10 protein-coding genes are annotated in these 17,109 nt (G+C 38.2%); 9 read left to right on the plus strand and 1 reads right to left on the minus strand.

Annotation, left to right across the window (positions count from 1 at the left end; translation table 11 throughout):
- Nucleotides 1-46 precede the first annotated feature (46 nt).
- The 7 genes from EV197_RS00685 (at nucleotide 47) to EV197_RS00715 (ending at nucleotide 12,767) form a co-directional block, all read left to right on the plus strand.
- Nucleotides 47-619 (plus strand): hypothetical protein, encoded by a 573-nt coding sequence (locus EV197_RS00685; protein ID WP_130284809.1) that lies wholly within the window; start codon nucleotides 47-49, stop codon nucleotides 617-619.
- A 45-nt stretch (nucleotides 620-664) separates the two neighbouring features.
- A complete protein-coding gene (locus tag EV197_RS00690; protein WP_278042536.1) occupies nucleotides 665-1,669 on the plus strand; it encodes a methionyl-tRNA formyltransferase in 1,005 nt (334 codons plus the stop codon).
- Nucleotides 1,670-1,686: 17 nt separating this feature from the next.
- Nucleotides 1,687-2,241, plus strand: a complete 555-nt coding sequence (locus EV197_RS00695) for a phage tail protein (protein ID WP_130284811.1) — start codon at nucleotides 1,687-1,689, stop codon at nucleotides 2,239-2,241.
- A gap of 18 nt (nucleotides 2,242-2,259) precedes the next feature.
- Complete coding sequence (locus EV197_RS00700; protein WP_130284812.1) at nucleotides 2,260-2,814, plus strand: phage tail protein; 555 nt, start codon at nucleotides 2,260-2,262, stop codon at nucleotides 2,812-2,814.
- A gap of 53 nt (nucleotides 2,815-2,867) precedes the next feature.
- Entirely contained in the window at nucleotides 2,868-3,926 is a 1,059-nt protein-coding gene (locus tag EV197_RS00705) for an SAM-dependent methyltransferase (RefSeq protein WP_130284813.1), read from the plus strand.
- A complete protein-coding gene (locus tag EV197_RS00710) occupies nucleotides 3,907-7,584 on the plus strand; it encodes a beta strand repeat-containing protein (RefSeq protein ID WP_165388967.1) in 3,678 nt (1,225 codons plus the stop codon). The genes EV197_RS00705 and EV197_RS00710 overlap by 20 nt, the downstream gene beginning before the upstream one ends.
- Before the next feature lie 221 nt (nucleotides 7,585-7,805).
- A complete protein-coding gene (locus EV197_RS00715) occupies nucleotides 7,806-12,767 on the plus strand; it encodes a T9SS type A sorting domain-containing protein (protein WP_130284815.1) in 4,962 nt (1,653 codons plus the stop codon).
- Nucleotides 12,768-13,037: 270 nt separating this feature from the next.
- On the opposite strand, the gene EV197_RS00720 is transcribed toward EV197_RS00715, so the two are convergent.
- Nucleotides 13,038-14,291 (minus strand): ABC transporter permease, encoded by a 1,254-nt coding sequence (locus EV197_RS00720; RefSeq protein WP_130284816.1) that lies wholly within the window; start codon nucleotides 14,289-14,291, stop codon nucleotides 13,038-13,040.
- A gap of 139 nt (nucleotides 14,292-14,430) precedes the next feature.
- Here EV197_RS00720 and purH point away from each other — a divergent pair, with 139 nt between their 5' ends.
- Both purH and EV197_RS00730 read left to right on the plus strand, forming a co-directional pair.
- Complete coding sequence (gene purH / locus EV197_RS00725) at nucleotides 14,431-15,963, plus strand: bifunctional phosphoribosylaminoimidazolecarboxamide formyltransferase/IMP cyclohydrolase (RefSeq protein WP_130284817.1); 1,533 nt, start codon at nucleotides 14,431-14,433, stop codon at nucleotides 15,961-15,963.
- Between the two features lie 41 nt (nucleotides 15,964-16,004).
- A complete protein-coding gene (locus tag EV197_RS00730) occupies nucleotides 16,005-17,033 on the plus strand; it encodes a rod shape-determining protein (RefSeq protein ID WP_130284818.1) in 1,029 nt (342 codons plus the stop codon).
- Nucleotides 17,034-17,109: the final 76 nt, after the last annotated feature.

Genomic DNA, 17,109 nt, shown 5'->3' on the forward strand with positions numbered 1-17,109 from the left:
TAAGGACAACAGTGGAAATCAATTACTAAAATAACTCAACCTAATCATGAACAGAAGAATTTTTATTCATTCTGGCGCGTTAACTATGTTTGGATGCGCTATTAGTCCAACTTTTGCTTTTAGCAAGAACAGTACTATAAATTTTGCACCAAATTTAGAAGACAGTTTGCCACTATTAAGTTACTGTAGCAAAAATGATTTATTACAACTACCAGAGAATTATCAAAAAGAACTACAAGTTTTTATAAAACAAACTAATCGAAAGCTGATTACAGACCAAGTATATAAATTAAATCAATATTATCATTTTATACCAACTAAAAATACAGGAATAGATTTTAAAGGTAAAATTGAGCTAATTCTTGCGACTTCAGAACAAGGCCAACATCAATTTATACTTTTACAAAGTGAAATTACCAATACGTTTGGAGAATTTATCACTAACCTAAAAGAGAACAAAAAATCGAATAGGGTTAATATCAATATCAAAAATATTATTACCCCAAAAAAACTAATCAAAACAAAGCAACAAAAGGACTCCTTTTCATTTCTTAATAAAGAATCTAAACAGGTTACCTTTAAGATTAAGAACGGGAAAGGGTATACAATACTTTCATAAACAGGTACTAATACCTATTTAGCATTGGGGGCTAGATTACTAGTATTGTATAGTCTTTTACTTTTAAAAACACACAAAAATAATCACACTATGAAAATCATCTTAATAGGAAGCGACCCTAGCAGTCTATTAGTTTTCAACCATCTTTCTGAAAAAGGATATCTTGTAGGTGTTTGCACTGAAAGTGAAGAGTTTAAAAACAACTATTTCAGCACTATTGAAACTGTTGACTCCTTTGCCCTAAACCGATCTAATATTCAAAGTGATTTTCCAAATTGGCTTCAAACAAAAAACCCTGATCTTATATTAGTATGTGGTTTAGGATTAAAACTTACAAAGGATATACTCTCCATTCCTAAATTGGGATGCTTTAATATTCATTTTGGCAAACTTCCAGAAAACAGGGGTCCTGATCCACTATTTTGGTCAATTAAAAATGGCGATCCCGAAACCGCAATAAGTATTCATCAGATGGATGCTGGTTGGGATACTGGTAAAATAGTAATCTCACAGACCATACCAATCATACTTGGAGAAACTGCGGGAATGTTAAACTCTAAAATGAGTTATCAACTTCCTGACTTAATGGATAAGATGTTGAGTAAAGTAAAAAATGAATTAACGTCAGTAGAACAATCCACAAAAGGAAAAATTCAGTACAACAAACGCCCTATTGAACAGGATATCACTATCGATTGGGAAAATCAAAATGCTGATGACATTGAGCGCTTAATTAATGCGTGTAATCCTAAATATGGTGGAGCAACTACCTACTATCAAGGTGCTAAAATTAAAATTTTAGAAGTCTCGCCTGTTGAGAATCAAACTCCCTTATTCGGAAGAACTCCGGGAGAAATCGTACACGCTCATCCACAAGAAGGGTTGTTCATTTGCTGCAGATATGGCCAATTATTGCGGCTCAATGTAATAAGTACAGATGCAGGAATACTATCCGGAACGAAATATGTAAACCTAGGCCTTAAGCCTGGTCAATTATTTACAACTACTAATTCAGTACAACAAAAATCAACAATTGATAACAATTATTAACACTTAAATATTATAATATGGAAGGATACATTGGAGAAGTCCGCATGTTTGGCGGAAATTTTGCCCCAAGAGCTTGGGCATTTTGTGAAGGGCAATTGCTGCCAATTTCAAATAATACTGCACTTTTTTCCATCATAGGCACCGTCTATGGAGGAGATGGTAGAACTACATTTGCACTTCCGGACTTAAGAGGTTGTGTGCCAATTGGTCCAGGAAGAGGACCAGGATTAAGCGATAGAATAATAGGCCAACGTGGTGGAAGCGAAGAAAACACCCTTAACGTAACCCAAATCCCATCTCACAATCATGCAGCTGTTACTAATGTGAGTTCTGCCGAAGCCTCTCAAAGTGCGGCAACACAAGGGTCCTCTATTGGTACGCCAGGAGCCCTGGATGGTCGATCTTTCTCACCAACATTAGGATTTAACACATCAACTCCTGATGTTTCTTTGAATGCACAATCGATCACGGTAGGAAACACAGGGGGAAATTTACCTGTGGAAAATATGCAACCGTGGTTATCTTGTTACTACATCATATGTCTACAAGGAATTTTCCCATCTAGAAATTAACAATAAAAAAACACTAATATGGAAGGAACCATAGCAGAAATCAGAATGTTTGCAGGCAACTTTGCACCCAGAAATTGGGCGTTTTGTAACGGAAGTCTAATTGCCATTTCGCAAAATCAAGCTTTATTTTCAATCTTAGGAACTACCTATGGTGGAGATGGAAGAACGACATTTGCACTCCCTGATCTTAGAGGACGAGTTCCTATAGGGCCAGGTCGAGGACCAGGCTTAACGGAAAGGCGATTAGGAGAACGGTCGGGTACTGAAACCAATATCTTAAACATTACTCAATTACCCTCGCACACACATAGCGTAACGATGAATGTAAGCTCTGGAGATGCAACACAAAGTGCAGCAACTAATGGAGCTTCAATAGCAACTCCAGGAGCATTAGACGGCAGGTCTTTTTCACCTACCTTAGGATATAATACCAGTACACCAGATATTGGATTAAATCAACAATCGGCTACTATTGGAAATACTGGTGGAAACCAGTCCGTAAACAACATGCAGCCCTGGCTTGGTATACATTTTATCATTTGCCAGTTTGGGACTTTTCCCTCAAGAAACTAAATTTTTTATAAATGAAGAGATGAATACATCATCTCTTCATTTTAGTTTAAACTATGAATCATACTGTTCAGGAATTAAAAAACATTACCAGGAAACTACTTGATACTCCAATGGAATCAGGTCAGGAAACTGTGCGCGATTTAAGTCACTTTTTTCAATTATTTCTGACTCAAGAAAACAGCTATGAAGAAATTATAGTCGATCACGGAAAAGCACTTTCAACAGCTCAAGCTGCAAGTTGCGTCTTGGATTATAAGAGAACTATTCAATTCATCAAAGGGATTTATCTCGCTATTTTAGATAAAAAAGAGAAATTACCAGAAGAAACTATTTCGATCCTTTATGCAGGATCAGGACCATTCGGAACTTTGCTAGTACCATTATTGCCTTTATTTGATCCTGAAGAACTCTCCGTTACATTTATAGATATAAATCAAGGCTCGGTTAATACGTTAAAGCAAGTCATCCAAAAATTGGATTTAGAAAACTACGTTAATAATATATTACTTGAAGATGCGATAAACTACCAACCACCTAAAGATGAATTGCCAGATATCATTATATCTGAGACTATGGCTTATGCACTGACTACAGAGCCTCAGGTTGCTATAATGAATAGTTTAGCACCGCTATTAAAAACAGAAGGGGTTCTTATCCCTGAAGCAATCGAACTAGCATTAGATTATACGTCTTACGCAAAGGAACCCATTCTTAGCGTTTGTAATAATGAGTACACTATAAAAAATACCGGATCCAGGTATTTCCTTAAAAATAAGTCAAAAATCATTTATAAAATAGATAAGAATACTCCAAAGGATATAGAAAAATCATTGCGTTTTGAGACCGATTGGTTTAAAAGACCCGACTCAATTGAAGAAGCACCAGATATTTGTATTTACACCTTTGTACAAATCTATAAAAACATCTGTTTGAACCAGGCAGATTCCTTGATTACTAACCCCTATTGTGTTGGATCCCTATACAATATTGAAAAAGGTGCTAAATTCAAATTAAAGTACTGCACCCAACCGGTACCTAAATGGAATTTGGCTACACTCAAATATGAAGAACACTTCACAAAAAATCAAAATCATGAAACAGCCAACCTATAAATTATTAATCCTAAGCATTTCCTTGATTTTAGGATTATACACTGCTCAGGCACAATTCACAGAAACCTTTGAGTCGTTAGGAAACAACATTACTAGTTTTACAAGTAATGGTCAACCTTTTGAAACTACTGGAGGTTTCAGAACCCAAACTAGTTTTTCAGGCACTGGTGCCAGTGGCTCTGACGTGTACTTAGATAATGATTCCAATACAGGTACAGGTACCATATATTCCATAAAAACTTCTGATGCAGCGAACTTTACTATCAAAGATGTTGACATTTTTTTATCCGAGGATAATGCCAATACAGTAGGAGGCAATGGCGGAATTATAATAAGAGGAAAGCAAGGTGGTGGAACAATATTTACAATTACAAAAACTACTGGTATTCCAACTGACTTTAGCACTGATAATGGCTTTTTTAATGTAGACTTTACTATAGAAGGTGGTTCCGATAACAGCTTAACAAACATAGATGAAGTAGAATTTGAACTCACCGGAAACTTTAATTATATCGCTGTAGATGAGTTTACCTTTGGCCCAGAAGAAACTGTTACAGATACGAGCCCACCTTCTGTGCTAACCATTGTGAGAAATGGTACTCCTCCAACCACCGCAGATGCTGTAGATTTTATAGTAACCTTTAATGAAAATGCCAATAATGTTACGACTGATGATTTTTCCATTGATCTTACAGGATCAGCTTCGGGCTCAATAACAGGAATTACTGGAACAGGTACAACGTATACGATAAGCACTTCTGGTATTAGTGGAGAAGGTACACTAAGTATTGATCTTAATGCTGGGACAGATATCGAAGATGATTTAGGCAATTCAGGTCCTGCTGCGTTTACTAACGGTGAAAACCACGTGGTCTCTGCGTGCTTTTTAGAATCATTCGAAGATTTTAACACAAACGACAATACTTTTGGTAGTAATGGTATTCCTTTTACAACTTCAGGAGGTTTAGCTATTGAAACTGTTGCAGGCGCTGGTGCCAGTAATTCTGATAAATATTTGGACAATGACGGAACAGGTGCCGGAACTTATGCTATAGCCTCAACGGGAGGCGAACTATTTACCATGAAAACGCTGGATATATATTTATCCTCAATTGCCGCAGGAACAACACCTACAAACGACGGTACATTAACCATCAATGGAAAGGTTACAGGTAGTACAGTATACACAATTAGCAAAAACACAGACTTCCCTAGTTCGATAGCCAACGGGGACAATGGGTTTTTCAATATCAATTTTGCTACGGATGGTGCGGCAGATTACACCACAACCAATGTAGATGAAATTGAGATCATTATTGGCGGTTCTTTTGTATATGTAGCAATAGATCATTTTGAATTTTGTGAAGAAGGCACGGCAGATACATTTCCACCAGAAGTTCTTAGTATTGAAGTGATAGGAAATCCTTCCTCGATAGCAGATGCAGTAGATTTTTTAGTAACCTTTAATGAAAATGTGAATAATGTTACTACTGATGATTTTAGTTTAGATACTTCAGGCACTACGGGTAATATCACAAGCCTCACAGGAACAGGAAACTCATATACTATTTCTGTTGAAAACATATCCGGTCAAGGAACAATTAGTATAGACCTTAATGCTTCCACTGATATAACTGACGGTTTAGGCAATGGTGGGCCTGCTGCTTTTACAGCGGGTGAAAATCATATTGTATCCGAATGCTTTATCGAAAATTATGAGTCTTTTTCGCCAGGAGCAACTACCTTTACAAGTAATGGTGTTCCTTTCACCTTAACCAACGGTCTCGATGTATTCAGTCAAAGCGGTGCTGGGACTAATGGGTCTGATATCTTTTTAGACAATGAAGGTGCAGGCACGGGAACATATGCTATTGCCACGACAGACAATTCTGTTTTCAACCCTAATACAATGTATATATATGTCTCCTCCATAGCTGCAGGTGGTTCTCCTACTGATGATGGTACTTTGACCATAAGAGGAAAGTTTAATGGTAGTGTAGTATATTCCATCGATCTAAACTCTGGGAACACCTCATTCCCTACTTCAGTTGGAGAAGGAAATAACGGGTTTTTCTTAATAGATTTTGCCACCTCAGGAGCATCTGATTATACCGATATAAATATTGATGAAATTGAAATTGAAATTTTTTCAAGTTTTGTATATGTAGCTGTAGATAGTTTTGAATTTTGTCAGGATGATACGGCTCCTACAGGGTATACAGTTGCTATCGATCAAAGCCCAATAAATAGTTCCAATGTGGGTACCGCAAGTTTTACCTTTACCAGTGCTGAAGTTGGAGCAACCTTTGACTATACCTTTAGTAGTAGTGGTGGTGGATCTAATGTTACCGGTTCTGGAACTATAGCCACAGCAACAGATCAGATCACCGGTATTGACCTTAGTGGTTTAGGCGATGGAATTATTACACTAAGTGTTACCTTAACCGATACGGCTAGCAATACCGGAAGCCCAGCTACAGATACGACAACTAAAGATACCACAGCTCCAGCTGGATATACCGTAAGCATAGATCAAAGCCCAATAAATAGTTCCAATGTTGGTGCCGCAAGTTTTACCTTTACCAGTGCTGAAGTTGGAGCAACCTTTGACTATACATTTAGTAGTAGTGGTGGTGGATCTAATGTTACCGGTTCCGGAACTATAGCCACAGCAACAGATCAGATCACCGGTATTGACCTTAGTGGTTTAGGCGATGGAATTATTACGCTAAGTGTTACCTTAACCGATACGGCTAGCAATACCGGAAGCCCAGCTACGGATACGGCAACTAAAGATACCACAGCTCCAGCTGGATATACCGTAAGCATAGATCAAAGCCCAATAAATAGTTCCAATGTGGGTGTCGCAAGTTTTACCTTTGCCAGTGCAGAAGTAGGTGCAACGTATGATTATACCTTTAGTAGTAGTGGTGGTGGATCTAATGTTACCGGTTCCGGAACTATAGCCACAGCAACAGATCAGATCACCGGTATTGACCTTAATGGTTTGGGCGACGGAACCATTACACTTAGCGTTACCTTAACCGATACAGTAGGAAATGAAGGAAATGCGGCTACGGACACTGAAACTAAAGACACCACACTGCCCTCAGTTACCATAAATTCTACTGAACCCTCACCAACGGACAATACAGCGATTGAAGTAACTGTAGTTTTTTCAGAAATCGTAACAGGTTTCGAATTATCAGATTTAGTGATAACCAATGGAGGTGCTACTAATTTAACAGGCAGTGGAAGCTCTTATTCCTTTACATTAATTCCAAGTTCAGTGGGTACAGTAAGCGTAGCTATAAATGCTGATGTCGCTACAGATACCGCTGGTAATGGAAATACATCCGCTGCTCAATTCAGTATAGAGTTTGATCCGGATTTAGGAATTGAAGACGAATTACTGGCAGAAGGGTTACGGATATACCCAAATCCTACCTCAGGGGTTTTAAATATTACTGTAGCTAATAATATAAATCTGCAGTTATTTGAAATATTTGACCTAACCGGTAAAAAGGTGTTTGAAATGAAAACTACAACGATTAATGAAGTTTATGAACTTGAAATTTCTAACTTGACAAGCGGTATTTATCTGCTAAAAGTAAATGCTACGAATGCTACAGCGGTTCAACAGATAGTAATTCGTTAACAACTCAAAAAACCATAATCCTTTTAAAAGCCGAAGTTTAAGGAATAGACTTCGGCTTTATTTGTGTATCAAATTTAGGTAATTCTACGTATTGTTGTGATTCACAAACATAACTAATTTGCAACGCTTTGGTTATGTCTTTTTAGAAAAGAGTTAACAACTTAATCTATTAAAATTCATAAAATTAAAATATCTTAGAAGAGATTTAAACCCAATAACTTATGAAAAAACACTACGTAGTAAACCTTTCAATGCTCATTTTAATCTGCTATTTGAGCAGTTGGCAACCCTTATTAGCTCAAACTACCGAGGTTTTTGAAGATGAAACTCCTGGAACGACTAGTTTTACAGACAACGGTCAGAGTTTTAGTATAATTTCAACAGATGGTTATGATATAGAAGAATTTACCAATGGTGGTTATAATGGAACCAATACTGATAACAGGTTTATAGATAATTCTGATGCTCCGGGAAACGTTAATGACAACGACGGAACATCGTTTTCTATTACTTCGGCTTCTGGTTTTACTGTTAAAGATTTATATTTATTTGTTGCGGATCCAACCGGTACCGGCTTCAACAATCCAAGTACAGGCTCTCTAACAGTGACTGGAAATTTAAGTGGTAGTCAGGTATATACCTTCACATTAAATTCAGGTTTTTCGGATGTTACCATTTTTGATCCTGATAATGGATTCACGTTTATCGATTTTTCTAGCCAAGGATCTGACTACTCAAACACCACAATTGATGAGCTTATATTTACGGGGACTAATGAAATAGAATATCTGGCTTTAGATGCGTTTAGATGGGATGTTGCTGCCACCAACAATGCCCCTGTAATTGGCGGTACAGTTGCCGGTCAAATTGTGAATGATAATGCGACGATTGCACCTTTCTCCGCTGTCACCATTACCGATGCTGACGGAGATAACGTATCTGCGACCATCACCTTAGATGATAATGCCAAGGGTGCTCTATCCGGAACAGGACTTTCAGGAACAGGACCTTACACGATTGCCAGCACTACACCAAGCAACTTACAAAGTTTACTCCGTGCTTTATCTTATAACCCTACAGATAATAGAGCTGCGACATCAGAAACAACTACTTTTACTGTAGTAGTTAATGATGGTACGGTTGACACCACTGATAACACCACAACAGTAATTTCAAATGCGGTGGCACCCGTAATATCCAATGTAATCGTACCGGCTAACGCAACCTATGCAACGGGACAAACGCTGGCTTTTACGGTAAATTTTAACGAGAATATTATTACCACAACAACGGGTGGCACGCCACAACTGGCGATCACTATTGGAGGAACTACTAGACAAGCTACGTATACAAGCGGCATTAATAATTCCGCTGTTTTTCAATATGTAGTGCAAGCTGGGGATCTTGATACGGATGGAATTGTTGTAGGTAGCTTAAGTGCTAATGGAGGTACTATTCAGGACTCAGGAGGTGCTAATGCAAATTTAACCTTAAATAATGTAGGGAGCACTTCAGCCGTATTAGTGGATGGAGTTGCCCCGACAGTAACTAGCATTTCTAGACAAAATCCTACCACCACACCTACCAATGCTGATGCGCTAACCTGGGGTGTTACTTTTAGTGAAGCTGTAGTTAATGTAGATACTAATGACTTTTCCGTTTCAGGTACAACCGCATCGATTACTAACGTTACCAACCTAGGTGGTAATATCTATGCCGTTACCGCATCAGGAGGAGATCTAGCTGCGGTCAATGGAACCGTTACCTTAAGCTTTGCCGGTGGACAAAATATAACGGATAGTCCAGGGAATGCCTTAACAAATACCACTCCAATAGGAACTAATAATAATTCGTATACACTTGACAATGCTGCTCCATCAGGTTATACGGTAACAATAGATCAATCACCAATTAACACTAGTAATGAAACTGCAACTAGTTTTACGTTTGCTGGTGCAGAAGTAGGGGTAACCTATAACTATACGTTTAGTAGTTCTGGCGGGGGAACCAATGTTACCGGATCAGGAACTGTTGCTACAGCTACCGATCAAATCACGGGCATCGACCTAAGTGGTTTAGGTGATGGAACCATTACACTTAACGTAACCCTAACAGATTCAGTAGGAAATACAGGAAGTGCAGCTACAGATACGGAAACAAAAGACACCACTGCTCCATCAGGATATACGGTAACTATTGATCAATCTCCAATTAACACGAGTAATGAAACTGCAACTAGTTTTACGTTTGCTGGTGCAGAAGTAGGGGCAACCTATAACTATACGTTTAGTAGTTCCGGAGGTGGAACCAATGTTACCGGATCAGGAACTGTTGCTACAGCTACCGATCAAATCACGGGCATCGACCTAAGTGGTTTAGGTGATGGAACCATTACACTTAGTGTAACCCTAACAGATTCAGTAGGAAATACAGGAAGTGCAGCTACAGATACGGAAACAAAAGACACCACTGCTCCATCAGGATATACGGTAACTATTGATCAATCTCCAATTAACACGAGTAATGAAACTGCAACTAGTTTTACGTTTGCTGGTGCAGAAGTAGGGGCAACTTATAACTATACTTTAAGTAGTTCTGGTGGAGGAACCAATGTAACCGGATCAGGTACTATTGCTACAGCTACAGATCAAATCACGGGCATTGACTTAAGCGGTTTAGCCGACGGAACAATTACACTTAGTGTTTCCCTAACCGATACAGCAGGAAACGAAGGAAACCCAGCAACAGACACTGAAACTAAAGATACTACTGCTCCATCAGGATATACGGTAGCCATTGATCAATCGCCAATTAACACGAGTAATGAAACTGCAACTAGTTTTACGTTTGCTGGTGCAGAAGTAGGGGCAACCTATAACTATACTTTAAGTAGTTCTGGAGGTGGAACCAATGTAACCGGATCAGGTACTATTGCTACAGCTACAGATCAAATTACAGGTATCGACCTTAGCGGTTTAGCCGACGGAACAATTACACTTAGTGTTTCCCTAACCGATACAGCAGGAAACGAAGGAAACCCAGCAACAGACACTGAAACTAAAGATACTACTGCTCCATCAGGATATACGGTAGCTATTGATCAATCGCCAATTAACACGAGTAATGAAACTGCAACTAGTTTTACGTTTGCTGGTGCAGAAGTAGGGGCAACCTATAACTATACTTTAAGTAGTTCCGGAGGTGGAACCAATGTAACCGGATCAGGTACTATTGCTGCAGCTACAGATCATATTACAGGTATCGACCTTAGTGGTTTAGCCGACGGAACGATTACACTTAGTGTAACTCTAACCGATACAGCAGGAAACGAAGGAAACCCAGCAACAGACACTGAAACTAAAGATACTACTGCTCCATCAGGATATACGGTAGCTATTGATCAATCACCAATTAACACGAGTAATGAAACTGCAACCAGTTTTACGTTTGCTGGTGCAGAAGTAGGGGCAACCTATAACTATACTTTAAGTAGTTCCGGAGGTGGAACCAATGTTACCGGATCAGGTACTGTTGCCACCGCTACCGACCAAATTACAGGTATCGACCTGAGTGGTTTAGCCGACGGAACAATTACACTTAATGTGATCCTAACGGATACCGCCAACAACACAGGTAGTGCTGCGACCGATACAGAAACTAAGGAAACAGTAGCACCAAGAATATCCAGTATAACACGCAGCAATCCTACAAGCTCCTTAACCAATAGTGATGCGCTACAATGGACCATAACATTTAACGAAGCCGTAACTGATATCGATCAGTTTGATTTTTTATCGTTAGAGTTAGGATCCTATACGGTTACTGCTACTCAGGTGAATTCAACGACCTATAATGTTACCTTTAGTGGTGGTGATGTAGTCAATTTTAACGGAACGGTATCTTTAGCTTTTGCTTCAGATATGGGTGGTAATATTGATATTTTTGATACTTCCGGTAATAGATTAGTAAACACAACTCCAACTGGAACTAATGAGGATAGTTTTGAGCTTGATAACACTGCTCCTTCTGGGTATACCGTAACCATAGATCAATCCGCTATTGTCTCTAGTAATGAAAGTGCTATTAGTTTTACGTTTGCTAGTGCAGAAGTAGGTGCAACCTATAACTATACCTTTAGTAGTGATGGCGGGGGAACCAATGTAACCGGATCAGGTACTATTGCCACCGCTACCGATCAAATTACAGGTATCGACCTTAGTGGTTTAGCCGACGGAACGATTACACTGAGCGCAACCTTAACAGACCCTGCCAATAATACTGGTAGTGCTGCGACCGATAGCATTACAAAAGATACAACAGCCCCATCTGGCTATACTGTGGCTTGGGATGATAACTTAATTAATTCAACCGAGGCTACTTCCACTAGTTTTACGGTTGCTAATGCAGAGATTGGAGCAGATCTTACCTATGTAGTTAGTAGTTCTGGTGATGGCAATACGGCAACCATAAACAACAACCTAAGTATCTCTTCAACAACCGAAGTAGTTACTTTAGACATAAGTGCTTTAGTTGATGGAATATTAACAGTAGAAGTTTTTATAACTGATTCTGCTGGAAATAACGGATCTACAGTGACAGATAACGCTGCAACCTTAGATCAAACGGCTCCTACGGTATCCATAAACTCCACAGAACCTTCACCCACAGATAACACAGCTATAGCTGTAACTGTTACTTTTTCTGAAGATGTAACTGGATTTGAATTGGCTGATTTGACTATATCCAATGGAACTGCTTCCAATTTAGCAGGAACAGGTTTAAACTATACCTTTACGCTAAATCCAACAGCTGCTGGTACGGTAAGCGTAGATATTAACGCAGACAGTGCTACAGATGATGCCGGAAACGGAAACACCGCTGCTAGTCAGTTTACGATCGAATTTGATCCAGCTCTTAGTGTTGAAGACGAATTACTAGCAGAAGGATTAAAGTTATATCCAAACCCGAATAACACTGGATTGCTATTCGTATCTGCAGATAGTTCTTTGGAGCTAACCCGTGTAGCCATATTTGATCTTACTGGTAAGCTTGTTTTAGAGCAACCTTTAGATAGTACCAATAGCTTAGAAGAAGTTCAAATATCAAATCTAGAAGCCGGAGTATATATGATTGAAATAAAATCACTAAAAGGTTCAACAGTAAAAAGAATTGTAATACAGTAACTAAGTACAATTCAAGTATAACAAAAGGACGAGATAAAATCTCGTCCTTTTTTATGGAATCAAATTCCAGTATTTGTACGTATTTCATTTATAACAGCTTAGGTGTACATTTAAAAAACTAAACTAATACCTGTTGCCAATGTGCCCTAAAAAGATTAATAGAATAAAATGTTTTATCAATACCGTCCCTTATGCAGTGGGATGCATTATCATTATCCTCTTAGCAATGAATATATACCTACTCTGCAAGTTAATTTAAAAGATATAAGCTTACATACCTGTACGTATCGCTTCTACTGGATCTAATTTTGATGCCATCCAAGCAGGAATTATACCCGCAATTAAACCAATTATTGTAGAGAAAAACATACCCCAAAACATATTCGAAGAAGATAATATGAATTCAAAATCACCGGTTAATTGAGAAGCTCCTTTAGATATTAACCAAACGAATAATAAGCCTATAAGCCCTCCTATTACAGCAAGAATAATTGCTTCAAATAAAAACTGTAATAAAATAAACTTTTTCTTAGCTCCTAAGGCTTTTTGAATTCCGATTAAATTGGTTCGCTCTTTTACACTAACAAACATAATATTTGCAATACCAAATCCACCAACCAATAATGAAAATGCTCCAATAGCAGCACCTATAGCAGACATTGTACTAGCTATACTGTCGATAGCATCCGTAAATCCTTGAAGCTGATTGACAAAAAAGTTATCAACTTCATCAGGTTTAAGACCGCGTAGTGTTCTGAATTTCTGTTTCAGTTCAGCAATAAACTTAGCATTATCAACATCATCTACTGGCTTAATGATTATTCCAGGCAGCGAAGCTTTATTATTATCCCCAAAAATTCTTCTTGCCATATTCACAGGGATAAAAACCGCGGTGTCTTTTGAATCACCAAACAAACCAGAGCCTTCCTTTTTCAAAACGCCTATCACAGTAAATTTTTGACCATATAATCGCAATCGTTGTCCAATAGGATCTTGTTGTCCATAAAGACTATTTGCAATTTCATCTCCAATAACAATAACCGGGGTACCCGCTACAGACTCTTGTTCATTAAAGAAACGACCTTTTACTACTTGCAACTCTTCTACATCATAGTAATCATCTGTTACAGGATTAACATTAACATTGCTTACCGTATTTTCACCTCCCTTTACACTTTCGGGACCTACAAATAGAATAAAACTCATAGCTTCTACCCCATTTAAGGACTTGTTGATATTCTGAAATTCATCATAGGTCACGTCAGGAAACTGCTCACGTTTCCATCTTGGTACCTGGGTAGGGCCAAAGGAACGTCTTGTTAAATAAATTGTACTATTGTCCAAAGAGCTTAAACTTCCTTTAATCTCTTTTTCTAAAGAATCAACCGCAGCCAAAACTCCTATTATTGAAAAAATCCCAATGGTTACCCCAAGTAATGAAAGAAAAGTCCTTAACTTATTGTTCCTTAAGGCATTAACCGCAAATGCAAAACTTTCTTTGAGGACTCTTAAATAGATGAGCATAGCTATATTTTTGAATCATTTAAAGATAGGACGTTTCCCTTTGATTTTTGTTACAAAATATCTAAAACAATTCATTATAATTCGTTGTCTAATTGCATACTAAATTGCTACTTTTGCGTTTTATCAACTAAATTTTCTCATGAGCAACACAAAAACCGCATCTTCAGCGTTAATTTCTGTTTTTAACAAGGAAGGGTTAGCCCCAATCGTCAAAAAATTAGATGAATTAGGAATTACCATTTACTCCACAGGTGGAACTGAAAAATTCATTAAAGATTTAGGAATCGATGTTATCCCCGTAGAGGACATTACCTCTTACCCGTCCATCCTGGGTGGAAGAGTAAAAACCCTGCACCCTAAAGTATTTGGAGGTATTCTTAATCGGCAGGAGAACGAAAGTGATGTTGCAGAATTAGCAAAGTATGAAATTCCGCAGATTGATATCGTTATCGTCGATCTTTATCCATTTGAAAAAACCGTGGCCTCTGGAGCTTCTGAGCAGGATATAATTGAAAAAATTGACATTGGTGGTATTTCTTTGATTAGAGCTGCTGCTAAGAACTTCGCTGATGTTACCTGTGTAGCTTCCGTAAATGATTACTCCGAGTTCTTAGACGTAATTACTAAAGGCAAAGGAAGCATTTCATTAGCCGACCGCAAAAGATTTGCAGCAAAAGCTTTTAATGTGTCTTCTCATTATGATACTGCTATTTTCAATTATTTTAACAGCGATCAAGAGATTCCCGCTTTAAAAATAAGTGAAACCGAAGGCAAAGTATTACGCTATGGAGAAAACCCTCATCAAAAAGGCTTCTTCTTTGGTGATTTTGATGCCATGTTCGATAAATTACACGGTAAGGAATTATCTTACAACAATCTCCTTGATGTGGATGCTGCCGTAAACCTGATGAATGAATTCAAGGCAGAAGCACCAACCTTTGCTATTTTAAAACATAATAATGCCTGCGGACTAGCGCAACGAGACACTATACTACAAGCCTACATTGATGCCTTGGCTGGGGATCCCGTTTCTGCTTTTGGAGGAATCTTAATAAGTAATACTGAAATTGATGAGGCTACCGCAGAAGAAATTCACAAATTATTTTGCGAAGTCGTAATTGCTCCTTCATTTAGCACTAGTGCGTTAGAAATCTTGAAAGGAAAGAAAAATAGAATTTTATTAATTCAAAAAGATATCGCGCTTCCAAAAACCCAAGTGCGAACGTGTCTAAACGGTAGCTTAGTGCAAGACAAAGACTTGAAAACAGATAGCGCGGCAGACCTTACAATAGTAACCAAAGTTGCTCCAACGGATGCTCAAATTGAAGATCTATTATTTGCTTCTAAAATCTGTAAGCATACCAAATCTAACACCATTGTATTTACCAAAAATAAACAACTATTAGCCAGTGGAACGGGTCAAACATCTAGGGTAGATGCATTGAAACAATCTGTTGATAAAGCGAAGGCTTTTAAGTTTGACTTGCAAGGTGCTGTAATGGCCAGTGATGCGTTTTTCCCATTTCCAGATTGCGTAGAACTCGCTGACAAAGCGGGTATCAAAGCCGTGATTCAACCGGGAGGTTCTATTAAAGATCAGTTGAGCATTGATTATTGCGATGAAAATGGTTTATCCATGGTTATGACAGGAACACGTCATTTTAAACATTAATTTTATTACATTTACCAAACTGTAACTTTTTAACATCTTTTATGGGATTTTTTGACTTCTTTACCGAAGAAATTGCAATTGATTTGGGTACAGCAAATACCCTAATTATCCATCAAGACAAAGTGGTGGTAGATAGCCCTTCTATTGTAGCCAGGGATATTTTGACCAATAAAATTATTGCTGCAGGAAAAGAAGCTGCGATGATGCAGGGAAAAACCCACGAAAATATCAAAACCATTAGGCCCTTAAAAGATGGTGTAATTGCAGACTTTGATGCGAGTGAAAAAATGATAAGTATGTTTATCAAAGACATACCTGCATTGAAGAAAAAACTTTTTACGCCTGCCCTGCGCATGGTAATTTGTATCCCCTCTGGTATCACTGAAGTTGAAATGCGTGCTGTAAGAGAAAGTGCAGAAAGAGTAAATGGAAAAGAAGTATACTTAATCCACGAACCGATGGCAGCGGCCATCGGTATCGGGGTAGATATAATGCAACCCAAAGGAAATATGATTGTTGACATAGGTGGAGGTACTACCGAGATTGCTGTTATTGCCCTTGGTGGTATCGTATGTGATAAGTCCGTAAAAATTGCGGGAGATGTATTTACTAACGATATTATTTATTATATGAGAACCCAGCATAACCTATATGTTGGGGAACGAACTGCTGAAAAAATCAAAATTCAAATTGGATCAGCTACAGAAGACTTAGAAATTCCTCCAGAGGAGATGAATGTTCAAGGTCGTGATTTGCTCACCGGTAAACCAAAGCAAGTACAGATCTCCTATAGAGAGATGGCGAAAGCATTAGACAAATCTATTTTGAGAATTGAAGATGCTGTTATGGAAACTTTATCGCAAACTCCGCCTGAGCTTGCCGCTGATATCTATAACACAGGTATATATCTTGCTGGTGGAGGCTCTATGCTTAGAGGACTAGATAAAAGATTATCACAAAAAACAGATCTTCCTGTATATATTGCAGAGGATCCTCTTAGAGCAGTAGTTAGAGGTACCGGAATAACTTTAAAAAATATTCCACGCTATAGAAGTGTACTGATTAAGTAAATTTCTCAGACTTTTAAATACCTTAAACTGCATATTATCGTTAAACTATTTTTAAAACTTAGTGTAGAGAATTTCA

This window comes from Aquimarina brevivitae (assembly GCF_004216895.1).
Classification (GTDB): Bacteria; Bacteroidota; Bacteroidia; order Flavobacteriales; family Flavobacteriaceae; genus Aquimarina; species Aquimarina brevivitae.